The sequence below is a fragment of the Levilactobacillus huananensis genome, from assembly GCF_003946145.1.
In the GTDB taxonomy this organism is placed as follows: domain Bacteria; phylum Bacillota; class Bacilli; order Lactobacillales; family Lactobacillaceae; genus Levilactobacillus; species Levilactobacillus huananensis.
Window position 1 is genome coordinate 34,410 of the sequence record NZ_RHOC01000003.1, and the last position, 24,742, is coordinate 59,151.

Here is a 24,742-nt window from a genome sequence, read left to right on the forward strand (position 1 = left end):
TTAGTGTTAAAATGTAGGTTGATTTATTACCAAGAAATAGGTAACTTTAAATAGACTTATAAAAGTACTGAAGGGAATTCTCACATGCCAAATATTTTGAAACGATGGGTCGAAAGTGATCGACGGACTTTACGACGCCTAAGTAAATTAGCGGATGAAGTTGGCGCTTACGCTGACGATTACGCAAAGCTGTCAGATGAAGATCTGAAAGCTAAAACGCCAGAATTTAAACAGCGCTATCAAGACGGCGAAACCTTGGATGATTTATTGCCAGAGGCCTTCGCTGCCATTCGTGAAGGTGCGAAGCGGGTCCTCGGCCTCTATCCATTCCACGTCCAAATCATGGGGGGGATTGTCCTTCACGAAGGTAACATTGCTGAAATGAAGACCGGTGAAGGGAAAACCTTGACCGCAACGATGCCAGTTTACCTGAATGCCTTAGCCGGCAAAGGGGTTCACGTTGTGACGGTTAATGAATACCTGTCTGCACGTGATGCCACTGAAATGGGAGAACTGTACAACTGGATGGGCTTGACGGTTGGACTGAACTCTGCCGAAAAGTCTTCTGAGGAGAAGCGTGAGGCGTACCTGGCTGACATTACGTATTCCACCAACGGGGAAATCGGGTTCGATTACCTGCGGGATAACATGGTCGTCTACAAAGAAGATATGGTTCAACGTCCGTTGAACTTCGCCATTGTCGACGAAGTGGACTCCATTTTAATCGATGAGGCCCGGACGCCACTGATCATTTCTGGTCAATCCGAAGGTACGAGTGCCTTGTATCAACGTGTTGATCGGTTTGCCAAGACCCTGCATGAAGAAGACGACTTTAAGATTGATTTGGAATCTAAGACGGTTGCCTTGACCGATACAGGAATTGAAAAGGCTGAAAAATACTTCAACCTGAAGAACCTTTACGACACCGACAACACGGCTTTGACGCACCACATGGACCAAGCCTTACGGGCTAACTACATCATGTTGCGTGATAAAGATTACGTGGTTCAAGATGGGGAAGTCCTCATCGTTGACTCGTTTACTGGACGAGTTATGGATGGTCGGCGTTACTCCGATGGCTTGCACCAAGCGATTGAAGCCAAGGAAGGCGTTGAGATTCAAGAAGAAACCAAGACGATGGCCAACATCACCTACCAAAACTTATTCCGGATGTACAAGAAACTTTCTGGAATGACGGGTACGGCGAAGACCGAAGCCGAAGAATTCCGGGAAATTTACAATATGGAAGTTGTTTCCGTGCCAACCAACAAACCGGTTGTCCGGGTTGACCAACCTGACCTGTTGTACCCAACCCTGGAATCTAAGTTCGATGCTGTTGTGACAGAAATCAAGACGTTACACGCCAAGGGGCAACCGATGTTAATCGGGACCGTTGCCGTTGAAACGTCCGAATACCTGTCCGAACGGCTCGATCAAGAGCAGATTCCACACGTGGTCTTGAACGCTAAGAATCATGCGAAGGAAGCCGATATCATTCAGAATGCCGGTCAACGTGGTGCCGTTACCATCGCCACCAACATGGCTGGACGGGGGACCGATATTAAATTGGGACCCGGCGTGGTTGAAATCGGTGGGTTAGCTGTTATCGGGACTGAACGTCATGAGTCTCGGCGGATTGATAACCAACTTCGTGGACGTTCCGGTCGTCAAGGGGATCCTGGTATGACACAGTTCTACCTGTCTCTGGAAGATGACTTGATGCGTCGATTCGGTTCTGACCGGGTTAAGGGCTTCTTGGAGCGGATGAACGTTGAAGGTGAAGACGCCGTTATTCGGAGTCGTATGATCACTAAGCAGGTTGAATCTGCTCAGAAACGAGTTGAAGGGAATAACTATGACTCGCGGAAGAATGTGCTGCAATACGATGACGTTATGCGTCAACAACGTGACGTGATCTATGGTGAACGTAACGAAGTCATCAATCAAAGCGACTCACTGAAGTGGGTTCTGATGCCAATGATCAAGCGGACCGTTGACCGGGTGGTTAATTTACACACGCAAGGCGACAAGTCTGACTGGGATTTGGATACGTTGCTTGATTTCGGAATCTCAGCCATGGTTTCGCCCGAAAAGATCAGCCTCGCTGACCTGAAGGACAAGTCAGCCGATGAGATTAAGGCTTACTTCATGGGCTTAGCTGAAGCCGTTTACGCTGAAAAGCAAAAACAACTCTATGATCCGGCTCAAATGCTGGAATTCGAAAAGGTTGTGCTGCTACGGGTTGTTGATTCCCACTGGACCGACCACATTGATGCAATGGATCAATTACGGCAATCAATCGGGTTACGGGGTTACGGTCAATTGAACCCACTGGTTGAATACCAACAAGATGGTTTCCGGATGTTTGAAGAAATGATTTCAGATATCGATTATGATGCCACCCGGTTGTTCATGAAGTCAGAAATTAGACAAAACATTACCCGATAATTGGGAATTGGCGAGGCGGGAAGAAATTCCGGCCTCGCTTTTTTTGAAAAAGAGTGTGTGCATGGGGAAAGTCTGCGATGTTTAGCGGAGTCGACCGCCTGTGAGCGCACGTTTTAACAAGGGCAATGTCACCAACAAAATTTATTTAACAAAGGAGCCAAACAAAAATGGAATTAAGCGATGCAAAACGGAACATTGCGGCCATGCAGGAACAACTCGACGGCTTTAGGGGGTCACTTTGACTTTGATGCCCTCAACGAGAGCATCAGCGTTAACGAAGCGCAAATGGCCCAACCTGGGTTTTGGGATGACGCGAACGCTGCACAGAAACTGATTGACGAAACCAATGAAATGAAGGGAAAGGTCAGTGAGTTCGAAGCGTTGCGCGACCAGATTGCCGATCTGGAAGTAGCGGTTGAGTTGCTTCAAGAGGAGCCGGATGCCGACATGCAGGCGGAGTTTGAACAAAACTATGCCAAGGCTGAGGATGCCTTACGTCAATATCGGTTGAATCTGTTATTGAATCAACGCTATGACCGGAATAATGCTATCCTTGAAATTCACCCGGGTGCCGGGGGAACGGAATCACAAGACTGGGGATCCATGTTGATGCGAATGTACACTCGCTGGGCAGAGCAGCACCATTTTCAGGTGACCATCTTGGATTATCAAGCCGGGGATGTTGCGGGACTCGGAAGTGCCACACTCCTGATCGCTGGGCGGAATGCCTATGGCTACTTGCGCTCTGAGAAGGGCGTTCACCGGTTGGTTCGGATTTCGCCATTTGATTCAGCTGGTCGGCGACACACATCGTTTGCGTCAGTCGATGTCTTGCCAGAACTGGATGATACGGTTGATGTTGAGATTAATCCGGCAGACTTGAAGGTTGATGTTTATCGGGCTTCCGGCGCCGGAGGCCAACACGTCAATAAGACCTCTTCAGCGGTACGGATTACCCACCTGCCAACAGGGATTGTGACGCAGAGCCAGGCTCAACGATCACAATTGCAAAACCGGCAAACGGCCTTGGCAATGTTACGGGCTAAGCTGTATGAGCGGGAAGAAGAGAAGAAGGCCCAGGAAAAAGCTGCTATCGAAGGTGAGCAATTGGATATTGGTTGGGGCTCACAGATTCGTTCTTACGTCTTCCACCCGTATACCATGGTGAAAGATCATCGGACCAATTACGAAACGGGAAATGGTCAGGCCGTCATGGATGGCGATCTCGATCCGTTCATCGATGCCTATTTACAATGGCAGTTGAGCCAGAAGAATCCACAATAATTATATTTATGAGCGGGAACATGATGGTGGTCGGTTGCGTCTTGCCGGTTGCCAGATATGGGGTTGGACACAAACGCGAGTCGTTAAGATTGGTTCTCACCTAAGCCAGACAGAGGGGACTGATTAAGGAAAACGACGCGCCTAGACCCATATGCGGTGATTTCACGGCCTAAATAGTGGGATCGTGAGAACGAGTCACTGATGATACCAGACAAGTCAGCGGCGCATGTTTCACAGCCTCAAAAAAGCAAAATTAGGGTAGCCATCACTCAGTGGATAAGCAGTGATGGTTATTTTTTTGAATTGTTAGAACGCTGTGTTTTCGTAATGGAAGCAAAACAGTAGTTAATGGATGTCACAGAGGGCTATCTTAGCAGGGAGAAGTTAGGGATGGTACCAGGCATTTGGGTGCATCCTGTCATAACTGATAATTATTCTAAACGAAGAACCTTTGGGCGGGTAACACGAATGTCGTGTTGCCTGTTTTTGTTTCATGCTATACTGGTGACAGTTATTTTTTCAGGAAAGGTGTCGATGACATGCGAACGTTGATAGCATGTGGCAGTTATCTTTTACAGCCATTAGTTTGGCTGGCAGTCTTGCGGTTATGGCTGGTGAGTCGTGCACGCATCAAGCAGGAACGCAAGGATTTTGGGAGTGCTGTCTATAGTGATCACTTTGAGTTACGCCATATGCTCACACAAGGGCTTTTGTTGGGGGCAGGTCTTTCGCTGGTCAATATTCTGGTTGGATTCAGTCTACCGGTCGTTTGGATTTTGGTTTATGAGGCGTTGGCGTTGGTCACGCTGGTCGTATTGCCAACGACGATTCTCCCTCTGACCTTGATTGTGGTAGCCACGGCTGTCACAGTTTGGAGTGGATCATACATAACAGATTCATTCAGTCTGGATTCAGTCGGGCTGACTTGGCAAGGTGTCGGGACTCAGAATTATCTCTGGCTAGGTGTTCTGTTCTTTCTATTGATGGGCCATTGGGTTGCCCATTACGGTGGACGTTTTGTGAGCCCACGAATCTATGCGAAACAACGAGGAAAACGCATTGCTGGTTATCCTTGGCGGGAATTCTTGATTTTACCTATGGTGACCTTGGTTCCTGGTGACTGGTTCACCAGCCAATGGGCTTTCTGGCCAGTGATTCATTTACACGGTCAGAGCTTTGCCATTTTGGTTCTGCCACTAGTCTTGGGACTACGGTTTACGGTGTTCCGTCAGGCACCACGCGCTGTCTATCAACGGTTGGCGAAGAAATTGGTCTGGTTAGGTGTCGCGGCGGCTATTTTTCTTGGAGCCAGTTTCTTATGGCCGACAATGACGCCGATTCTATTAATTTTACTGTTGGTTGGTTATGCACTCGTTCTATGGCAAGCTAAACATTATGATGAGCATCAACAATTCTGGTATTCTCAGGTTGATGATGGGGTGCGTGTCCTGGCAATTCGGCCGGGAACGCCTGCGGTCAAGCTAGACCTTGTAGCGGGAGACATTATCCTAGAATGTAACCATCGTCCGATTAACAGTGAAACGAGTTTTTATGAAGCCTTATTGGCTAACTCCGCCTATTGTCACCTGCGGGTGCGTGATATGAACGGCGAACTCAAAATGACCGAAACGGCCATTTATTCAGGTGCGCCCCATGAAATTGGTATTGTACTCTTTCGAGATCTGGAGGGATAACCCATGAGCAGAGTCCTAGTCGTAGATGATGAACCAGCGATTGTTACCTTACTACAATACAACCTTGAACAGGCGGGGTATCAAGTGGTGACCGCAATTGACGGTGAACAGGCCTTGAATTTGGCCCTTCACGAACGGTTCGACGTGATCCTCTTGGATCTGATGTTACCCAAGCTAGATGGGGTTGAAGTGACGAAAAAGTTACGTCAGGAAAAGGTTAGCACGCCGATTATTATGATTACTGCGAAGACCAGTGAATTTGATACGGTCTTTGGCCTGGAGCTAGGAGCGGACGATTATATCACGAAGCCCTTCAGTCCCCGCGAGGTTATTGCTCGAATGAAGGCTGTGATGCGACGGTATCATGATGACAATGATCAGCCACAGAGGGGATCCCGGCCGACCGGGAACCTCTTACAGGTGGGTGATCTCACAATCGACCAGGATAAGTTCCAAGTTAAACGAGACGATCGTTTGATTGATTTGACCCCAAAGGAATTCGAATTGTTACTGTTCTTTGCGAAACGACCTGGCAAGGTCTGGAGTCGTGAACAGTTGCTGGAAGGCGTCTGGGGATTTGATTATAGTGGGCAAACACGAATGGTGGATATTCATGTCTCCCATCTACGGGAAAAGATTGAACGCGATCCCAAACATCCGACACTCCTGCGAACGGTTCGTGGGTTTGGGTATACGTTTGAGGCGCAACCATGAGACGGTTTATTAGTGTGTGGGTGATTTGCGGTCTAGCCAACAGTGTTTTGGTGGCGTTGGTCCAACCTGCTAGTCTGACTGGCGCGTGGATTGTGGCCTGGTTGGTCGGAATCCTTGAAGCCATTGGCGTCACCATTGGTCTTCACTGGGCAGACCAGCGTATTGGAATCCTTACCAAGAAAGTGGAGGGAATTCGTCACGAGGAGGAACCGGCCCACGTGCTCCTCTCGCCTCATGACCCCTTTCAGCAATTGGCCTTGCAGATTAATTATCTTCAGACGCATCAACGTAAGATTCAACGACAAATGGCGGGGCAGAACCAAGAATTCGCTACGCTATTGGATTATCTGCCAATCGGGGTCATGGTGATTGACCGTTACCGTAAAGTGGAATTAGCCAATCCTGCGATGGAACAGTTTTTACAGCACAAGATTTCACCACGGCGGCATCCATTCGCCCAAGATGTTCAGCAGTTTGAGCTAGCCAGTCTGATCAATTCTGCCTTGACGGAACGTCAGACGCAGCAGCGTGTGCTGAAGGTTAACGACCGCATGGTTGATGCTCGGGCTATCTATACGGCAACCTCCCAGGACTATTTTCAAGTTCTGGTGTTGCTTTACGATGTGACTGAAGTCTACGCTGTGGAACAGATGCAAATGGATTTTGTCTCCAATGCCTCACACGAATTGAAGACGCCGGTGACCGCGATCTCCGGCTTTGCGAAGACACTCTTAGCTGGTGCCCAGAACGATCCCGAGAAACGCTCGGAGTTTCTGCATATCATCGATCAACAGAGTGAACGCTTGGTAGAGCTAATCAATGATGTCTTGACGATTTCCCATCTCGAATCGGGGAATGCAGTCGAGGTCAGCATGGTGCCGGTGGGCCAACAGATTGCCACGCAGGTTACGTTGCTCGATCCCTTGGCTCAGGTCAATCAAGTGACACTCGTTAATCAGGTTAATCCAGACTTTATGGCGGTGACCGATCAACGCAAGTTCGATCAAATTTTAAAAAATATCATGAGTAATGCCATTAAATACAATCGTCCGGGCGGAACTGTCACACTGACCCTAGCGGAAACCGCACAGAATTGGACGCTGACGATTGCGGATACGGGTATTGGTATTGGCCCTCAGGATCAGCTCAGGGTTTTTGAACGCTTCTACCGGGCCGACGTTTCACATTCCAATCAGTTGGTCAGTGGGAGTGGCCTAGGCTTGGCAATTGTCCGTGAGCTGGTTCAATCGCTCAATGGTAAAATCAATCTGCAAAGTCAATTAGGTGTGGGCACCACGGTGATCCTGACATTTCCAGTGACGACGGATCCAGTGGTAGATACCCCAAACACAGATAAAGACTAAATGAGACCTGACCGCCAGTCAGGCCTTTTTTGATCGCCTTAATGGACCACCGGGCGGGCTGATTTGACCCACAATTTTTCAACATCGGGTTACATTTACACAACCTTTACAATACGGCTACGGGACATTTACATTGGTTCGGTATACTGACTTTTGTAAGGTCGAGCCGTGACGTTCGGCTAGTAGGAGGTTAGTGAAATGTCGAAAAAACGCTGGTGGCAAGCCATCGGAGCCGTTATCATTGTGGCTTTAGGGATCTTTGCCTACCAAACGCGACAGGTCAGTCATGCCGGTGAATCCATCACCGCAGTCGGGTCAACGGCACTGCAACCCTTGGTGGAAGCGGCTGGAGAACAATATACGGGCGAACACTTAGGGACGTTTATCAACGTCCAAGGTGGAGGAACCGGGACCGGTCTCAGCCAGATTCAAGAGGGAGCTGTTCAGATTGGAAATTCCGACCTCTTTGCCGGCGAACAGAAGGGGATCAAATCAGCCGCTTTGATCGATCACCGAGTCGCCGTTGTGGGCATTACGCCCATCATTAACCCTAAAATTGGACTAAAAAATTTAACCACCCAACAACTCATTCAGGTTTTTACCGGCCAGGTAACCAATTGGCGGGAACTCGGTGGGGCCAACGTGCCAGTAGTGTTGATTAATCGGGCGCAGGGGAGTGGAACGCGGGCAACCTTCGAACAGTTTGGGTTGACTAACCATCGTTCTAAGACCGCTCAGGAACAGGATTCTTCGGGGATGGTTCGCCAGATCGTGGCGACAACCCCGGGGGCTATTAGCTACGTGGCTTTTTCTTATGTGAATTCAACTGTCCGATCCCTCAGTCTAAATGGTGTCCGGCCAACTGAGGATAATGTGAAAACCAATCGTTGGCGTATCTGGTCTTACGAACACCTCTATACCAAGGGGCAACCGCGCGGTTTAACTCAGCGGTTCATTCAGTACGTCCAGTCACCAGCGATTCAAAAGACGTTGGTGCGCCAATTGGGTTACCTGTCACCGGATCAAATGAAGGTTGAACGGGACGTCCACGGCAACGTCACACGACTGGAAGGTGGCAAGTCATGAAAACAACCCAACAATTAGAGAAACAACTCAAGCGACATTCGAAGGCGGCCAAACTAGAAATTTGGGGCAAGGTTGTGAGTTTCTCGGCGTTACTCCTGATCGTCGCAGTGGTTGTGGGGATTATCGGTTTCGTTGCATCCAAGGGGATTGCGACCTTTACCAGTAATCACGTCAATCTTTGGGATTTCTTGACGGACAAAAAATGGAATCCAGGCATCACAGATGCGAATGGAAAACCCGAAGTTGGGGCGCTACCAATGATTGTCGGGTCATTTCTGATCACGATTCTTTCGGCAATTGTGGCCACGCCGTTTGCGATTGGAACGGCGGTCTTCATGAACGAGATTTCACCTAATAAGGGGGCTAAGATTCTCCAACCCGTGACAGAATTATTAGTCGGGATCCCCTCCGTGGTTTACGGGTTCATTGGCCTCTCAGTGGTCGTACCAGCCACCCGAGCAATCTTTAGTGGGAGTGGGTTTGGGATTCTCTCCGGAACCTGTGTACTCTTCGTAATGATTCTGCCAACCGTGACCTCGATGAGTGTAGATGCCTTGCGATCGGTTCCACGGTACTATCGGGAGGCCTCATTGGCTCTCGGGGCGACGCAGTGGCAGACCATCTACAAGGTGGTTCTGCGGGCTGCCACACCGGGCCTGATGACTGCCGTTGTCTTTGGGATGGCGCGGGCTTTCGGTGAAGCACTTGCCGTCCAAATGGTCATTGGGAATGCTGCACTCATGCCAGGGAGCTTAGTCGATCCGGCGGCAACACTGACTTCTGTGTTAACCACGGGAATCGGAAACACCGTCATGGGCTCACTCCAAAACAATGCCCTGTGGTCACTGGCTCTAGTATTGTTGCTGATGTCATTGGTCTTTAATCTCATCATTCGTTTGATTGGCCGAAAGGGGCGTCTTCAATAGTGAATTCAAAAACACAAAATAAAATTGCCATTGGGACGTTGTATGGCGTTGCCGGGTTGGTTGTCTTGATTCTCCTAGCGTTGCTCGGCTATATTCTGGTTAGTGGGCTTCCTCAGTTGAGCTGGCACTTTCTGACAGCTCCCGCCAAGGCGTTTCTCAAGGGTGGTGGCGTTGGTGTTCAACTTTATAATTCCTTCTATCTATTGATTTTGGCGATGCTAATTTCCTTTCCCATTGCCTTGGGAGCGGCAATCTACCTCTACGAATACGCCCGTGATAATTGGGTTACAACCACGATTCGAACAGCCATCGAGATTCTCAGTTCATTGCCCTCGGTAGTGGTCGGTCTGTTCGGCTTTCTGTTCTTTGTGGTGAAGCTCCGCCTGGGATTTTCCATTCTCTCGGGAGCTTTTGCGCTGACCTTCTTCAACTTGCCGCTTCTGACCAGAAGTATCGAGGATTCTTTGCGAACCATCGACCTCTCCCAGCGTGAGGGGGGACTGGCACTTGGCCTATCTCGTTGGGAGACTATCACGCGGGTGATCTTACCCGCAGCGGTACCGAGTATTCTTACCGGGGTTATCCTGAGTGCAGGACGAGTCTTCGGGGAAGCAGCGGCCTTGATTTATACCGCAGGTCAGAGTGCCCCCGCCCTCGACTTTACGGATTGGAATCCGTTTAACATCTCTAGTCCATTGAATCCGATGCGGCCGGCCGAAACGTTGGCTGTTCACATCTGGAAGATTAATTCTGAAGGGATCATGCCAGATGCGAAGGCAATCTCATCCGGGTCGTCGGCAGTCTTGGTTCTTGCCATCTTGCTCTTTAACTTTGCTGCTCGCTACCTGGGGAAGCGGCTTTACAAGCGACTCACGTCAGCCTAAAGGAGGGGTGTCATGTTTGTCAGTAACGATGTTTCAACAACAGGGACTATGCAGAAACGGCACATCGTGCAACCACGAGACGCCCAACACCCAATTGTCCTGTCAACCGAGGAACTCCACGTGTTTTATGGAAAAAAAGAGGCCATTTATGAAGGCGATCTCCAGTTTGCCCGTAACCAAATTACGGCGCTCATTGGGCCCTCTGGTTCGGGTAAATCCACCTATCTCCGATCATTGAACCGGATGAATGATCGGATTGCCACGGTAACGGGACGCATCATGTATCGGGGCGTCGATATCAATCAATCCGATATTGATGTTTATGAGATGCGGCGACGTGTGGGGATGGTCTTCCAACGCCCTAATCCGTTTGCTAAGTCAATCTATGACAATATTGCCTTTGCCCTGCGGTTGCGGGGAACGACCGATCAGCATGAGTTGGATGAGATTGTCGAAACATCACTTAAGCAGGCTGCGCTGTGGAATCAGGTCAAAGATGATCTCAACAAGAGTGCACTAGCCCTGTCGGGGGGGCAGGCACAACGGTTGTGTATTGCCAGAGCGATCGCGGTTAAACCAGATATCCTGTTGCTGGATGAACCAGCGAGTGCCTTGGACCCGGTATCCACGAGCCAACTCGAGGATACCTTGTTGGAATTAAAAAAGCAGTACACAATTATTATTGTGACGCATAACATGCAACAGGCTGGTCGGATCAGTGAATATACGGCATTTTTCAATCAGGGACGGGTGTTGGAGTATGACACCACGAGCCATATCTTCACAAATCCACAGGTTCAAATTACCAGCGACTATGTTTCGGGGAACTTCGGCTAAGAGGAGGAGACAACACCATGAGTGAGGAAATTTTAACAACACAAGATTTACATCTGTATTACGGGGAAAAGGAAGCACTAAAGGGGATTAACCTGAACTTCACAGACAAGGGCATTACGGCATTGATTGGTCCGTCCGGTTGTGGGAAATCCACCTACCTAAGGACCTTGAATCGTATGAATGACTTGATTCCCAATGTGACGATTACGGGAACGATCAAATTTAAGGGACAGAATCTCTACGCACCTAGTGCTGACACGGTTCAGATTCGTAAGGAAATCGGAATGGTCTTTCAACAACCTAACCCCTTCCCATTCTCAATTTACGACAACGTGATCTACGGTTTACGGATTGCCGGTGAGAAGGACAAGGAGAAGCTAGATGCCGTGGTTGAGAAGTCGCTGCGGCAGGCAGCCGTGTGGGATGAGGTTAAAGACCATTTGCATGAGAGTGCGCTGGCACTCTCCGGGGGGCAACAACAGCGGGTCTGTATTGCCCGGGTCTTGGCTGTTTCTCCAGAGATTATTCTGTTAGATGAACCGACTAGTGCGTTGGATCCCGTGTCTAGTAGCCAAATTGAAGCAACTCTCTTGAATTTACGGCACGATTATACGATTATTATAGTAACCCACAACCTTCAGCAGGCCTCGCGGATCGCGGACCGGACAGCGTTTTTCATGAATGGTGAGTTGATTGAAGTGGACCAGACAAAGAATATCTTTATGAATCCCGCACAAAAGCAGACGGAAGACTATATTAGCGGTCGATTCGGGTAGGAGGCCAGTAATGCGTAGATTATTTGATGATGAGTTAGCCGAATTAGATGCTGACTTTACAGAAATGGGAATGTTGGTGAGTGAGGTTATCCAGCAGTCGGTGGATGCGTTCATGAATCGTGACGCCGTTGCCGCGCAGAAGCTCATTGACCAGGATCACCAGATTAACGAACGTGAAATTGCATTGGAACAAAAAACCTTTGAAATGATTGCGTTATACCAGCCAGTGACAACCGATCTTCGTGAGATTGTGACGATTCTAAAGGCCGTCTCCGAATTGGAACGAGCTGGGGACCACGCCAGAAACGTGGCGCACTCTGCCATTAAGTTCGGGACAAAACAGAAGATTCCCGTGTTGGAACAGTTAATTGCCGAGATGGGTCGCCTGACGACACAGATGATGAAGGATGTTCTCACGGCATATGTGAACAAGGATGAGCATGAGGCCCGTGAGTTGGCGGATATTGATCGCAAGCTGGATCGGCTGAATCATCAGGTACGTGCGGATAGTTACGAACAAATGCGACAGGACCCTTCATTTGAGACTGGCGCGTCGATTTACCTCAACGTTTCACAAGATCTCAGCCGTATTGGGGATTATGTGACGAACGTCTGTGAATGGATTATCTATCTTAAGTCTGGCCAGATTATCGAATTGAATTCGGCCAGTTCCGGCACTGAGGGGTAAAAAACCTTAATCTAAATTGAAGATTCGCCCAGACGGCCACTGATAACTTGATTTCAGTGGCCGCTTTCGTTATTCTTGGCCTAATAGCTTGACGCGTGCTGACTCCGTGTGGCCGGGTCGCACTTAAAAATCCAAAAGGAGTGATCTTAAATGACAGAAAAGAAGCGTTTTGAACGATCCCGGACCAACCGCCTTGTTGGTGGGGTTCTGGGTGGTATTGCGGAATATTTCGGTTGGAATGCGAATCTCTTACGGATCATTTATGTATTGGTTTCGATAGCCATTCCATTTGGTCACGTCATTTTAGGTCTCTTGGTATACGTGATCTTGATGACTTTTATGCCCCAAGCACCCATCCAGTCTGGTGGGGGTAATCTCAGTGATCTTTTCCGCGGCGCAACACAACCGAAACCTAACGATGGCCGCAAAGTGATTCATGACGTGACCGAACATGATGTTTCCGATTCACATAAGGATGGTGAGTAGTGTGCGGTTTTGGCCTCGAATTTTTGTTAACGCTCTCATCTTTCTTGCGCTAGCCGGGTTCTTTCAGAGCTCGCTGGCCGGACACTATCAGAATGCCTTTTACGTTTCTGGCGTCGCAGTAGCGTTGATTGCGAGCTTCGTGTTGGCCTTGCTCAATGCAATTGTGAAGCCGATTCTGTTCGTTCTGTCGCTACCAGTGACCATCTTGACACTGGGATTGTTTGGGTTCGTCTTGAACGCAATTATGCTGGAATTAACCTCGTGGGTGATGGGGAGTGGGTTCACCTTTTCATCGTTTGGCGTCACGTTGATTGTGGCTATTGTGATGGCTCTCTTTAATGCTATCATCAGCGATCATTTCGCCCGGAATTAAGTTGACCTCTCCGAACGAATTTGGTGGGAGTCACCCCGTGAAAGTGCTAAAATTAGAGTAGTTTACTATGCAATGAGGAGGAACTCCTATGCCTGAAAGTGTCACAGTGGCCGACCTGGTGAAGGTTACCCGTCTGGAGGTTTATTCCGGTGAAGAAGACTTGGACCGTGAAATCACAACGAGTGATATCTCTCGGCCCGGGTTGGAATTAACCGGATACTTTAATTATTATCCTGCTAAACGAATTCAATTATTGGGAATTACTGAAACGTCCTTCGCGAAGGGCATGTCGCATGAGAAGCTGTTAGATGTCATGCAGAAGATGTGTCAACCGGAGACGCCGGCTTTTGTGGTGTCGACACAACTGGATCCTCCTGAGGAGCTCAAGCAAGCCACAAAGGAAGCTCACATCCCCTTACTGGAGACAAAGCTAACGACGTCGCGGATCTTGAGTAACATGACCAATTTTCTGGATGGCAAATTAGCCGAACGGCAGTCAGTTCATGGGGTCCTCGTCGATATCTATGGTGTTGGGGTCATGATTACTGGTGATTCTGGTGTTGGTAAGAGTGAAACGGCGTTGGAATTAGTCAAACGTGGTCACCGGCTGATTGCCGATGATCGAGTGGAAGTCTACCAACAAGATGAACAGACGTTGGTCGGGACGGCGCCGGCTATCCTGAGTCACCTGCTCGAAATTCGGGGGATTGGGATCATCGATGTCATGAACCTATTCGGGGCTGGTGCCGTGCGTTCCGAAACGGACATCGATCTCATTGTTCACTTGGAATTGTGGCATGATGACAATCATTTCGACCGGTTAGGGAATAACACGGAATCGCAACGTTTCTTCGATGTTGAGGTGCCAAAGATTACCATCCCTGTTAAGACTGGACGTAACTTAGCCATCATTATTGAAGCCGCGGCCATGAACTTCCGGGCCCGTTCCATGGGATATGATGCCACGCAGGTCTTTGATGATAATCTGAATCGTTTAATCAAACAGAACTCGGATAAAAACAACAAATAAGGGAGATGGGCGATATCTTTTCACCAATTATGGCGGCGCTTAATCCTATCGCCATGCGTCTAGGGCCGATCTCCGTTCACTGGTATGGGGTGATTATCGCCACTGGGGTGGTTATTGCTGTCATGCTGGCTGTCCGTGAGGGGCAACGTCGAGGGATCAAGCCCGACGATATCTACGACATGATTCTGTGGGCCTTGCCAGCGGCGCTGATTGCCGCACGGACCTATTATGTGGTTTTTGAATGGCCCTATTATGCCAAGCATCCTGGTGAAATCATTGCCATTTGGGATGGTGGCATTGCCATTTACGGATCGCTCATTGGGGCAGGTTTGGTCGTCTTTTTCTTCTGTCGGTCACGTTTTATTCCAGTGTGGTTGATGTTAGATATCGCGGCACCAACCGTGATTCTGGGCCAAGCCATTGGCCGGTGGGGGAACTTCATGAACCAGGAAGCCTTTGGCCGAATTACCAGCCTTGCCTTTCTACAGGGGTTACACTTGCCAAATTGGATCATTAATCAAATGTTGATTAATGGGGCCTACCGACAGCCGACCTTCCTGTATGAGTCGACGTGGGATCTATTGGGGTTCATCGTGCTCATGAGTCTGCGGCACGTTCCGGGACTTTTCAAGCAAGGTGAAGTCTTCTTGGGATACGTGATGTGGTATTCATTGGGTCGGTTCTTTATCGAAGGGATGCGGACGGATAGTCTATGGTTGTTCCACGTTCTTCGAATTTCTCAAGCGTTATCTGTCGTACTTTTCGTAGGGGCACTGATTATCTGGATTTATCGTCGTCATCAGTCCACGCCTCTCGATTACTTGGCGGGCAACCCATTTCAAGAAAAAGCAAAACTTACTAAATAAGGAGAATCCATTACTATGTCAGAGAAAATTGCAGTACTCGGTGCCGGTTCCTGGGGATCAATTCTAGCGAGCGTCCTCGATGAAAATGGTAACGACGTGCGTTTATGGTCCTACAATCCCAAGCAAGTTGAGGAGTTAAATACCGAGCATACGAATTCGCATTATATTAAAGACTTCAAGTTTTCTCCATCGTTAGTCGCTTATTCTGATCTGGAAAGTGCGTTGAAGGATGTACAAACTATTCTCTTCGTCGTCCCAACCAAGGCGATTCGTTCGGTTGCAGGTGAAGTTGCGGCGATCTTAAAGAAGACCGGGATCCAACCACAGTTGATTCACGCTAGCAAAGGTATTGAACAAAATACTTATAAGCGATTATCACAGGTCTTAGCTGAAGAGATTCCAGCTGAGAACCGGCAGGCCATCACGGTGTTGTCTGGTCCGAGTCATGCCGAGGATGTTGCCCGTCATGATCTAACCTTGATTACCGCAGCCAGTGCCAATTTGGACGCCGCAAAACATGTTCAGAAACTCTTCATGACGCCGTACTTCCGGGTTTACACCAATCCTGACGTGATTGGTGTTGAGATTGGGGCGGCATTAAAGAATATTATTGCGTTGGGTGCTGGAGCCTTACATGGGTTGGGCTACGGTGACAATGCTAAAGCAGCGCTGATGACCCGAGGCTTGGCTGAAATTTCTCGGTTGGGTACGTCATTTGGCGCCGATCCAATGACCTTTATTGGGTTATCTGGGGTTGGGGACATCATTGTAACCGCAACGAGTTCCAATTCACGGAACTGGCGAGCCGGTGATGAACTTGGCCGTGGTGAGGCACTTGATGATGTTGTGAGCCACATGGGCATGGTGATCGAAGGGGTTGCCACGACCAAGGCCGCATATGAGTTATCAAAGGAACGTGGCGTTTCAATGCCAATTACGGAAGCCATTTACCAAGTCTTATACGAAGGTAAAGACATCAAGCAGGCCATTTCAGAGTTGATGCAACGTGAAGGCCGTTCCGAATTTTAAATTTTTTGTAGGGAACCAGGGAGGATATTTTAAAGATGAGAAAAGTTAGAAAAGCAGTCATTCCAGCAGCGGGTTTGGGTACTCGCTTCTTACCAGCAACAAAGGCCTTGGCCAAGGAAATGTTACCCATTGTGGACAAGCCAACGATTCAATTCATCGTTGAAGAAGCCCGTAAATCGGGAATCGAAGATATCGTGATCGTTGATGGCAAGTCAAAACGTTCCATCGAAGACCATTTTGACTCTAACCCAGAATTGGAAGCCAACCTTGCTGCTAAGCACAAGGATGAGATGTTACGCCAGGTTCAAGAAACCACAGGCATGAATCTTTACTTCATTCGGCAACCTTATCCTCGTGGGTTAGGGGACGCTGTGTTGACTGCCAAGGCCTTTATCGGTGATGAACCCTTTGTGGTTATGCTAGGTGACGATATGACGTCTAGCGAAGTGCCTTTGACCAAGCAACTGATCGATCGCTACGAAGAGACGGGAGCCTCAACGTTAGCTGTGATGCGCGTTCCTCACGAAGAGACCGCTAAGTATGGGGTCATCAATCCTTCCGAAGAAACGGAACCAGGTTTGTATAATGTCACGAACTTTGTGGAGAAGCCCGAACCAGCCGATGCACCTAGTGACTTGGCCATCATCGGTCGGTACCTCTTCACCCCAGAAATTTTCGAAGCCTTGGAGAACACGCCAGTTGGTTTGGGGAATGAACTTCAATTGACTGATGCAATCGACAACCTTAACAAGAATCAGCGCGTGTTCGCTCACGAATACAAGGGCAAACGCTATGATGTCGGTAATAAGTTTGGTTGGATTCAGACCAACATTGAATACGGTTTGAAGCATCCCGAAACCAAGGATCCATTGCGTCAATACATTAAAGACCTCGGCCAGAAGTTGGCCAAGGAAGATGAGAAACCTTCCAAGTCGAAATAGGTGACAAACTTCCTTTTTACTAGTAAAGTATCCTAAAGGCTAAGAGCAGAAAGGAGCGTTAACTTTGAAGAACTATGATGTAATTGTGATTGGAGCGGGTCCCGGCGGTATGACCGGTGCGTTATATGCCTCCCGTGCTAACCTCTCGGTATTGATGTTAGACCGCGGAATTTATGGTGGCCAAATGAACAATACCGCCGCTATTGAGAATTATCCGGGGTTCAAGTCGGTTCTCGGACCAGACTTATCCAAGGATATGTATGAGGGTTCCACCCAATTTGGTGCCGAATTTGCATACGGTAGCGTGGAAGACATTGAAGACCATGGTGATTACAAGATCGTCAAGACTGACGATGGTGATTACAAAGCAGGCGCCGTAATTATTGCGACCGGATCTGAATATAAGAAGCTGGGAGTTCCCGGCGAAGATAAATTTGGTGGGCGTGGTGTTTCATATTGCGCGGTCTGCGATGGTGCGTTCTTTAAGAACCGTGAAGTCGTGGTGATCGGTGGCGGTGATTCAGCCATCGAAGAAGGCCTATACCTCGCGGGGTTAGCCTCCAAGGTTACCATTATTCACCGGCGTGACCAACTGCGGGCCCAAAAGATTTTACAGGACAGAGCGTTCGCTAACGACAAAATCGAATTTGTCTGGAACACAAATGTTACTGAAATCTTGGGTGACGATATGAAGGTTACTGGTGTCGCAACTAAGAACAACCTAACCGGTGAAACTGGTGAGATTGCGGCTAGTGGGGTCTTCATTTACGTGGGGACTTTACCAATGACTTCTTCCTTCACCACCATGGGAATTACCGATGATGCTGGCTGGATTAAGACCGACAACGACATGGCAACCGCCGTACCTGGTGTGTTTGCGATTGGCGACGTTCGGCAAAAGACCCTTCGACAGATTACGACTGCCGTTGGAGATGGTGGGATTGCCGGCCAAGAAGCTTTCAGTTATCTGGAAACTTTGAAGGACAAAACGGCTTCCGCCCAATAAAGGTTAAAGTTAGCGGAAACAACCCTTGAGGTCGTTTCCGCTTTTTTGCGAAATTAAAATTAAAAGGAGTGTCGCAAACATGGGGATGAATCAATTTTTACAGAGTCTGAGTGATTTGGAAACGATTGACCGGGCACCGGGGTACTTTAAATTTGAACAACATTCGGTGGCGGCCCATTCATTTAAGGTGGCCGAGGTTGCACAGTTTCTGGGAGACGTCGAGGAAAATGCCGGGAACCAGGTTAACTGGCGGCTGCTCTACGAAAAGTCATTGAATCACGACTATACGGAGCGCTTCATCGGGGATATTAAGACTCCCGTGAAGTATGCGACTCCCGAATTACGCCAGATGCTGGCCGATGTTGAGGATTCCCTGACCGCTAACTTCATTGAAAATGAAATTCCAAAACAATTCCAGGCAGCCTATACGCGGCGGTTGGGTGAAGGTAAGGACGCAACATTAGAGGGGCAGATCCTCTCCGTTGCCGATAAGGTGGACCTGTTGTACGAATCATTCGGTGAAATTCAAAAGGGAAATCCTGAACCCGTCTTCACTGAGATCTACCGGGAGAGCCTGAGTACGGTCTTGAAATTCAAACAGCTGGCCTGTGTGCAGTACTTCTTGGCTGAAGTCCTGCCAGAAATGCTGGCAGCGGACTTCAGTGATCGGCAGAAACTAGCAACGTTAACCAATGAGTTATTGAAGCAGGAGGACTAACATGGCATTAGCAACAGTGTGGAATCAACGATTGAGTGGGGGAGTTACAGCCCGAGAGTTAACACATGACGATGATGATTTAATTTACGCCTTTCAGGCGGCCCATCCGACTTACTTTGGTCACTTCCAAGATCATCCGGTCACCCGGCAAGAGGCCATTCAAGATGTCACGGATATGCCACTTAATGCCGTGCCGGAGCAGAAAGCCTATCTGGGTCTGTTTCAAGATGGTGAATTGAAGGTATTGGTGGATCTCATCGTAGATTACCCGCTACCTAGCTTGGCTTGGTTGGGGATGTGGATGATAGCTAAGGACGTCAGCACTGACCAGTCGGCGGAATGGTACCGGAGTCTGACGGCCACACTTCAGGAAGCAGGAGCGGTACAACTGCAGCTCAGTGTCTTCATGGGCGATCGCGTCATGAAACCATTCTGGGAGGATCTGGGCCTGACGGCCGTTCAGACCACGACGGTCATTAAAGGTGACCGGAACGCTAATGTCACGATTTATCAGGATAAGTTTTAGCAGCGAAGCGGGCTACTGGCGAAAGTATGTTCGGTATGGTAGAATATTTGAGCGTGATGGGAAGCGGATCGTTTCCCATCTTTTCTGATGAAAAAATAATTTGGTAGGGAGGTTATGCCATGATCGATCGGCAAACGGATCGTAAGTTTGACCTGGTGTCTAAATATCAGCCAACGGGGGACCAACCCGAGGCGATAGCCCAGCTGACAAAGGGCATTCAGGAACACGAGAAAGCACAGATTCTGTTAGGGGCCACGGGGACTGGGAAGACGTTTACGATTTCAAACGTTATCCAACAAGTGAACAAGCCGACTCTGGTGCTTTCCCACAATAAGACGTTGGCGGGACAATTATACGGTGAATTTAAGCAATTCTTCCCGAACAACGCGGTGGAGTACTTTGTTAGTTACTATGATTATTATCAACCGGAAGCCTATGTGCCCTCGAGCGATACTTATATCGAAAAAGATTCATCGATTAATGATGAAATCGACAAGCTCCGACATTCCGCGACAAGTTCTTTGCTGGAACGAAACGATGTGATCGTGGTGGCCTCCGTCTCCTCAATCTTCGGGTTAGGGGATCCAACCGAATATAAGAATCATGTGGTTTCACTACGGGTGGGGCAAGAGATTGAACGAGATGCCCTGCTACGCAAGCTCGTTAATATTCAATTTGAACGAAATGACTACGATTTTCAGCGAGGTCGGTTCCGGGTTCACGGTGACGTGGTCGAAATCTTCCCAGCATCACGGGATGACCGGGCCTTGCGGGTTGAATTTTTCGGAGATGAGATTGACCGAATTCGTGAAGTGGATTCGCTGACGGGCGAAATTGTTGGCGACCGCGAACACGTAGCAATCTTTCCAGCGACACACTTTATGACCAACGATGATGTTATGACGAAGGCCACGGCAGGCATCGAAGGTGAACTCAAGGACCGCGTTGATGAATTGGAAGGAGCTGGCAAGTTGCTGGAGGCCCAACGCCTTAAGCAACGGACCACTTACGATTTAGAAATGATGCGTGAAATGGGTTACACCAGCGGGATTGAAAACTACTCACGTTGGATGGATGGGCGTAAGCCCGGAGAACCCCCATACACATTGTTAGACTTCTTCCCGAAGGACTTCTTGATGGTGGTCGACGAATCTCACGTCACTATGCCACAAGTTCGGGGAATGTATAATGGTGACCGTGCACGGAAGCAACAATTGGTGGACTATGGTTTCCGGTTGCCAAGTGCCCTGGATAACCGACCGCTCAAGTTAAATGAAGTTGAACAACATATTAATCAAGTCATTTACATGTCAGCGACGCCTGGTCCCTATGAACACGAGCAAACCGATCACGTGGTTCAGCAGATTATCCGGCCAACCGGTCTATTAGATCCGACAATCGAGGTTCGACCAATTATGGGGCAAATGGATGACCTGGTTGGTGAGATTAACGCGCGGGTTGACGCTAATGAACGGACGTTTGTCACCACGTTAACCAAGAAGATGTCGGAAGATTTGACCGATTATCTGAAGGATTTGGGAATCAAGGTGGCATACTTGCACTCCGACATTAAGACGTTGGAGCGGACCGAAATCATGCGTGATCTGCGACTGGGTAAATACGATGTCCTGGTCGGGATCAACCTGTTACGAGAAGGAATCGATATTCCAGAAGTCTCGTTGGTTGCGATTCTTGATGCCGATAAAGAGGGGTTCCTGCGTAACGAACGGTCATTGATTCAGACGATCGGTCGGGCTGCTCGAAACTCTCATGGGGCTGTGATCATGTATGCGGATTCCGTGACGGATTCGATGCAGGCTGCCATGGATGAAACGGCGCGTCGTCGTGAAGTTCAGATTGCCTACAACAAGAAGCATGGCATCACACCAACCACGATTATCAAACCAATTCGTGATCTGATTGCGGTCACGAAGACCAATGATCATGAAGGCGAAAAGGATGACTTCGTGGCGAGTGACTTTGAAGACATGTCCAAGGAAGATCAGGAGAAGTTGATCTCGCGTCTTGAAGATGAGATGCGGGCGGCAGCCAAGAAACTTGATTTTGAACAGGCGGCTTCCTTGCGGGATACTGTGATGGATATGAAGACCGAGATCGGGGACTAGTGAGGAGAATGTTATTTGGCAAACGATAAAATTATCATCCATGGGGCACGTGCCCATAACTTAAAGGATGTCGATGTGACAATCCCTAAGAATAAGTTGGTGGTTATCAGTGGTCTTTCTGGTTCAGGGAAGAGTTCTCTGGCCTTTGACACGCTGTATGCCGAAGGCCAACGTCGGTACGTGGAAAGTCTGTCTTCCTATGCCCGTCAATTCTTAGGCCAGATGGATAAACCAGATGTCGATTCCATCGATGGGTTGAGTCCGGCTATTTCTATTGACCAAAAGACGACGTCTAAGAACCCCCGGTCAACGGTGGGAACAGTCACGGAAATTAATGATTACTTGCGTCTCTTGTGGGCACGAGTCGGGACGCCCATCTGTCCGAATGATGGGACCAAGATCACCAGTCAAAGTGTGGAACAGATGGTTGATCAAGTCTTGGCGTTGCCCGAACGAACTAAACTCCAAGTGTTGTCACCGATTGTGCGGGCCAAAAAGGGCCAGCACAAGAAGATCTTTGAAAAAATTCGACGTGAAGGATTCGTCCGCGTCAGAGTCGACGGTGATATCTTAGATATCGACGATGTTCCAGAATTAAACAAGAACCAGAGTCATGACATTGCGATCGTTATCGACCGGATTGTCGTCAAATCAGGGATTCGTTCTCGACTTTTCGATTCTTTTGAAGCAGCATTACGGTTAAGTGGCGGTTATGCCATTGCTGACGTGATTGGCGGGGAGGCATTGGTCTTCTCCGAACACTACGCCTGCCCAGTCTGTGGGTTTACGGTGGGTGAGCTGGAACCACGGCTCTTCTCCTTTAACGCGCCATTCGGGGCTTGTCCCGATTGTGACGGTCTTGGGGTTAAGCTAGAGGTCGATCTGGACCTCGTCGTTCCTGACAAGTCAAAGACACTTCGTGAGGGCGCCTTAGCACCCTGGAACCCAATCAGTTCGCAATACTACCCGGCTCTGCTGGAACAGGCCTGTGCGGCATTTAACGTCGACTTAGACACGCCATTTGAGAATCTGACACAGGACGAACAGGACCTGGTTTTATATGGGTCTCACGACAAGACCTTCCATTTCCATTATGAAAATGATTTTGGTGGCGTCCGTGATGTGGATGTGGCCTTCGAAGGGGTTGTACCAAACGTTGATCGTCGCTATAAAGAAACTAATAGCGAATTTACCCGCGATGTGATGCGGAAGTACATGGCCGAATTGACCTGTCAAACCTGTCACGGTTACCGGCTAAACCGCAAGGCACTCAGTGTTCAGATCAATCATCAACACATTGGTGCGGTATCTGACTTACCTGTTGATAAGGAACTGAGTTTCTTTAAGGATCTTAGCTTTGGCGAACAGGACCAGGTTATTGCGCAACCAATCTTAAAGGAAATTCGCGACCGGTTAACGTTCTTACGTAACGTAGGCCTGGATTACCTGACACTGAGTCGTTCTGCACGGACCCTGTCCGGTGGGGAAGCGCAACGGATTCGTTTGGCCACACAGATTGGGTCGAATCTCTCTGGGGTACTCTATATTTTAGATGAACCATCAATTGGGTTGCATCAACGGGATAATGATCGCTTGATCGCGTCGCTGAAACAGATGCGTGATCTGGGAAATACCCTGATTGTTGTTGAGCATGACGAGGATACCATGCGGGCTGCGGACTACATTGTAGACGTGGGTCCTGGTGCCGGGGAGAACGGAGGCCGCATCATGGCTGCCGGAACCCCGAAGCAGGTCATGCGTACACGGAAGTCTCTGACCGGGCAGTATCTGGCCGGGAAACGTTATATTCCAGTTCCTTTGAAGCGTCGTCCGGGGAATGGCAAGATGATTCAAGTCACGGGAGCTGCCGAAAACAACCTCAAGAACATCACGGTCGACTTCCCATTGGGAGAGTTTGTCGTGGTGACCGGGGTTTCCGGTTCCGGTAAGTCAACGCTGGTCAATACCATCTTGAAGCGGGCATTGGCACAAAAGTTAAATCGTAATTCGGAGAAACCGGGGAAGTACAAGTCTATCTCTGGTATTCAAAACATCGAACGACTGGTTGATATCGACCAAAGTCCAATTGGACGGACGCCACGGAGTAACCCGGCGACCTACACGGGTGTCTTTGACGACGTGCGTACTCTGTTCGCGCAAACCAATGACGCCAAGTTGCGGGGTTATCAAAAGGGGCGGTTCAGTTTTAACACCAAGGGAGGCCGTTGTGAGGCTTGTCATGGTGATGGGATTTTGAAGATTGAAATGAACTTTTTACCTGACGTCTACGTGCCTTGTGAGGTTTGCCATGGAACGCGGTACAATTCTGAAACCTTGGAAGTTGAATACAAGGGGAAGAATATCGCTGACGTGCTCGACATGACGGTTAGTGAGGCCTTGAAGTTCTTTGAAGCCATTCCTAAGATTACCCGAAAGTTGCAGACCATTCAGGATGTTGGCTTAGGGTACGTCAAGCTTGGACAACCCGCAACGACACTCTCCGGTGGGGAAGCACAACGGATGAAGTTGGCCGCCGAGCTGCATAAGCAACAGAACGGGAAGAACTTCTATATCCTAGATGAACCAACGACTGGGTTGCATACCGACGATATTAAGCGTTTGTTGGCGGTACTGCACCGACTGGTAGACAAGGGCAATACGGTCTTGGTTATCGAGCATAACTTGGATGTCATCAAGACGGCGGATCATCTGATTGACCTTGGTCCAGAGGGTGGAGAAGCCGGCGGTAACGTGGTCGCTACTGGGACTCCCGAGGAACTTGCTGAAGTGAAGTCGAGTTACACGGGTCAGTATCTGAAGCCGGTTCTGGAACGGGATACAGCCCGCACAGAAGCCGACGAGAAAACCCCGTCATCGAAACGTTAACAAATTGTCATTAGCAACGGCCGGCCTGGTCTTTCACGGGTTGGCCGTTTTTTT

22 protein-coding genes are annotated in these 24,742 nt (G+C 49.0%); all 22 read left to right on the forward strand.

Going from position 1 to position 24,742, the window contains the following annotated elements:
• Positions 1-84: 84 nt before the first annotated feature.
• The 22 genes from secA (at position 85) to uvrA (ending at position 24,688) form a co-directional block, all read left to right on the forward strand.
• Entirely contained in the window at positions 85-2,448 is a 2,364-nt protein-coding gene (gene secA, locus EKM71_RS03430) for a preprotein translocase subunit SecA (protein WP_125573275.1), read from the forward strand.
• Between the two features lie 167 nt (positions 2,449-2,615).
• Positions 2,616-3,732 (forward strand): peptide chain release factor 2 gene (gene prfB / locus EKM71_RS03435; RefSeq protein WP_125573276.1). Its coding sequence is split into 2 segments (ribosomal slippage): positions 2,616-2,687 and positions 2,689-3,732, totalling 1,116 coding nucleotides; the frame shifts between segments, so codons are not numbered across the junction.
• A 539-nt stretch (positions 3,733-4,271) separates the two neighbouring features.
• Positions 4,272-5,426 (forward strand): PDZ domain-containing protein, encoded by a 1,155-nt coding sequence (locus EKM71_RS03440; protein WP_125573277.1) that lies wholly within the window; start codon positions 4,272-4,274, stop codon positions 5,424-5,426.
• Between the two features lie 3 nt (positions 5,427-5,429).
• Positions 5,430-6,140 carry a response regulator transcription factor gene (locus tag EKM71_RS03445; RefSeq protein WP_125573278.1) on the forward strand — a complete coding sequence of 237 codons (711 nt, stop codon included), beginning with the start codon at positions 5,430-5,432 and terminating at the stop codon, positions 6,138-6,140.
• On the forward strand, positions 6,137-7,504 hold the full coding sequence (locus EKM71_RS03450; protein WP_125573279.1) for a sensor histidine kinase: 1,368 nt from the start codon (positions 6,137-6,139) through the stop codon (positions 7,502-7,504). The genes EKM71_RS03445 and EKM71_RS03450 overlap by 4 nt, the downstream gene beginning before the upstream one ends.
• Positions 7,505-7,702: 198 nt before the next feature.
• Positions 7,703-8,590, forward strand: a complete 888-nt coding sequence (locus EKM71_RS03455; protein ID WP_125573280.1) for a phosphate ABC transporter substrate-binding protein PstS family protein — start codon at positions 7,703-7,705, stop codon at positions 8,588-8,590.
• On the forward strand, positions 8,587-9,516 hold the full coding sequence (pstC, locus tag EKM71_RS03460; protein WP_125573281.1) for a phosphate ABC transporter permease subunit PstC: 930 nt from the start codon (positions 8,587-8,589) through the stop codon (positions 9,514-9,516). Before EKM71_RS03455 ends, pstC begins: the two co-directional genes overlap by 4 nt.
• On the forward strand, positions 9,516-10,400 hold the full coding sequence (pstA, locus tag EKM71_RS03465) for a phosphate ABC transporter permease PstA (RefSeq protein WP_125573282.1): 885 nt from the start codon (positions 9,516-9,518) through the stop codon (positions 10,398-10,400). The genes pstC and pstA overlap by 1 nt, the downstream gene beginning before the upstream one ends.
• A gap of 48 nt (positions 10,401-10,448) precedes the next feature.
• Positions 10,449-11,237: a phosphate ABC transporter ATP-binding protein PstB gene (pstB, locus tag EKM71_RS03470; RefSeq protein WP_404819397.1), complete on the forward strand. Its 789-nt coding sequence runs from the start codon at positions 10,449-10,451 to the stop codon at positions 11,235-11,237.
• 17 nt (positions 11,238-11,254) lie between these two features.
• On the forward strand, positions 11,255-12,013 hold the full coding sequence (gene pstB / locus EKM71_RS03475; protein ID WP_125573284.1) for a phosphate ABC transporter ATP-binding protein PstB: 759 nt from the start codon (positions 11,255-11,257) through the stop codon (positions 12,011-12,013).
• Positions 12,014-12,023: 10 nt separating this feature from the next.
• The gene (phoU, locus tag EKM71_RS03480) at positions 12,024-12,701 is read left to right on the forward strand and encodes a phosphate signaling complex protein PhoU (protein WP_125544459.1); all 678 of its coding nucleotides are present in this window, start codon (positions 12,024-12,026) and stop codon (positions 12,699-12,701) included.
• A gap of 150 nt (positions 12,702-12,851) precedes the next feature.
• Positions 12,852-13,187: a PspC domain-containing protein gene (locus tag EKM71_RS03485; RefSeq protein WP_125573285.1), complete on the forward strand. Its 336-nt coding sequence runs from the start codon at positions 12,852-12,854 to the stop codon at positions 13,185-13,187.
• A gap of 1 nt (position 13,188) precedes the next feature.
• Positions 13,189-13,560, forward strand: coding sequence for a phage holin family protein (locus EKM71_RS03490; protein ID WP_057878720.1), 372 nt, complete (start codon positions 13,189-13,191; stop codon positions 13,558-13,560).
• A gap of 88 nt (positions 13,561-13,648) precedes the next feature.
• Positions 13,649-14,590, forward strand: a complete 942-nt coding sequence (gene hprK / locus EKM71_RS03495; RefSeq protein ID WP_125573286.1) for an HPr(Ser) kinase/phosphatase — start codon at positions 13,649-13,651, stop codon at positions 14,588-14,590.
• Between the two features lie 5 nt (positions 14,591-14,595).
• Positions 14,596-15,456 carry a prolipoprotein diacylglyceryl transferase gene (gene lgt, locus EKM71_RS03500; protein ID WP_125573287.1) on the forward strand — a complete coding sequence of 287 codons (861 nt, stop codon included), beginning with the start codon at positions 14,596-14,598 and terminating at the stop codon, positions 15,454-15,456.
• A gap of 15 nt (positions 15,457-15,471) precedes the next feature.
• Positions 15,472-16,485 carry an NAD(P)H-dependent glycerol-3-phosphate dehydrogenase gene (locus tag EKM71_RS03505; protein ID WP_125573288.1) on the forward strand — a complete coding sequence of 338 codons (1,014 nt, stop codon included), beginning with the start codon at positions 15,472-15,474 and terminating at the stop codon, positions 16,483-16,485.
• A 35-nt stretch (positions 16,486-16,520) separates the two neighbouring features.
• On the forward strand, positions 16,521-17,426 hold the full coding sequence (gene galU / locus EKM71_RS03510; RefSeq protein ID WP_125573289.1) for a UTP--glucose-1-phosphate uridylyltransferase GalU: 906 nt from the start codon (positions 16,521-16,523) through the stop codon (positions 17,424-17,426).
• Positions 17,427-17,490: 64 nt separating this feature from the next.
• Positions 17,491-18,432: a thioredoxin-disulfide reductase gene (gene trxB, locus EKM71_RS03515; protein ID WP_125573290.1), complete on the forward strand. Its 942-nt coding sequence runs from the start codon at positions 17,491-17,493 to the stop codon at positions 18,430-18,432.
• A 79-nt stretch (positions 18,433-18,511) separates the two neighbouring features.
• Positions 18,512-19,150: a YfbR-like 5'-deoxynucleotidase gene (locus EKM71_RS03520; RefSeq protein ID WP_125573291.1), complete on the forward strand. Its 639-nt coding sequence runs from the start codon at positions 18,512-18,514 to the stop codon at positions 19,148-19,150.
• 1 nt (position 19,151) lies between these two features.
• Complete coding sequence (locus EKM71_RS03525) at positions 19,152-19,676, forward strand: acetyltransferase (protein ID WP_125573292.1); 525 nt, start codon at positions 19,152-19,154, stop codon at positions 19,674-19,676.
• Positions 19,677-19,795: 119 nt separating this feature from the next.
• A complete protein-coding gene (uvrB, locus tag EKM71_RS03530) occupies positions 19,796-21,802 on the forward strand; it encodes an excinuclease ABC subunit UvrB (protein ID WP_125573293.1) in 2,007 nt (668 codons plus the stop codon).
• A 15-nt stretch (positions 21,803-21,817) separates the two neighbouring features.
• On the forward strand, positions 21,818-24,688 hold the full coding sequence (gene uvrA / locus EKM71_RS03535) for an excinuclease ABC subunit UvrA (protein ID WP_125573294.1): 2,871 nt from the start codon (positions 21,818-21,820) through the stop codon (positions 24,686-24,688).
• Positions 24,689-24,742 lie beyond the last annotated feature (54 nt).

Excerpts from the sequence above, each read along its gene's own strand:
- secA (WP_125573275.1), top strand. The coding sequence starts at position 85 with ATGCCAAATATTTTGAAACGATGGGTCGAAAGTGATCGACGGACTTTA.
- EKM71_RS03440 (WP_125573277.1), top strand. The coding sequence starts at position 4,272 with ATGCGAACGTTGATAGCATGTGGCAGTTATCTTTTACAGCCATTAGTT.
- EKM71_RS03445 (WP_125573278.1), top strand. The coding sequence starts at position 5,430 with ATGAGCAGAGTCCTAGTCGTAGATGATGAACCAGCGATTGTTACCTTA.
- EKM71_RS03450 (WP_125573279.1), top strand. The coding sequence starts at position 6,137 with ATGAGACGGTTTATTAGTGTGTGGGTGATTTGCGGTCTAGCCAACAGT.
- EKM71_RS03455 (WP_125573280.1), top strand. The coding sequence starts at position 7,703 with ATGTCGAAAAAACGCTGGTGGCAAGCCATCGGAGCCGTTATCATTGTG.
- pstC (WP_125573281.1), top strand. The coding sequence starts at position 8,587 with ATGAAAACAACCCAACAATTAGAGAAACAACTCAAGCGACATTCGAAG.
- pstB (WP_404819397.1), top strand. The coding sequence starts at position 10,449 with ATGCAGAAACGGCACATCGTGCAACCACGAGACGCCCAACACCCAATT.
- pstB (WP_125573284.1), top strand. The coding sequence starts at position 11,255 with ATGAGTGAGGAAATTTTAACAACACAAGATTTACATCTGTATTACGGG.
- phoU (WP_125544459.1), top strand. The coding sequence starts at position 12,024 with ATGCGTAGATTATTTGATGATGAGTTAGCCGAATTAGATGCTGACTTT.
- EKM71_RS03485 (WP_125573285.1), top strand. The coding sequence starts at position 12,852 with ATGACAGAAAAGAAGCGTTTTGAACGATCCCGGACCAACCGCCTTGTT.
- hprK (WP_125573286.1), top strand. The coding sequence starts at position 13,649 with ATGCCTGAAAGTGTCACAGTGGCCGACCTGGTGAAGGTTACCCGTCTG.
- lgt (WP_125573287.1), top strand. The coding sequence starts at position 14,596 with ATGGGCGATATCTTTTCACCAATTATGGCGGCGCTTAATCCTATCGCC.
- EKM71_RS03505 (WP_125573288.1), top strand. The coding sequence starts at position 15,472 with ATGTCAGAGAAAATTGCAGTACTCGGTGCCGGTTCCTGGGGATCAATT.
- galU (WP_125573289.1), top strand. The coding sequence starts at position 16,521 with ATGAGAAAAGTTAGAAAAGCAGTCATTCCAGCAGCGGGTTTGGGTACT.
- EKM71_RS03520 (WP_125573291.1), top strand. The coding sequence starts at position 18,512 with ATGGGGATGAATCAATTTTTACAGAGTCTGAGTGATTTGGAAACGATT.
- EKM71_RS03525 (WP_125573292.1), top strand. The coding sequence starts at position 19,152 with ATGGCATTAGCAACAGTGTGGAATCAACGATTGAGTGGGGGAGTTACA.
- uvrB (WP_125573293.1), top strand. The coding sequence starts at position 19,796 with ATGATCGATCGGCAAACGGATCGTAAGTTTGACCTGGTGTCTAAATAT.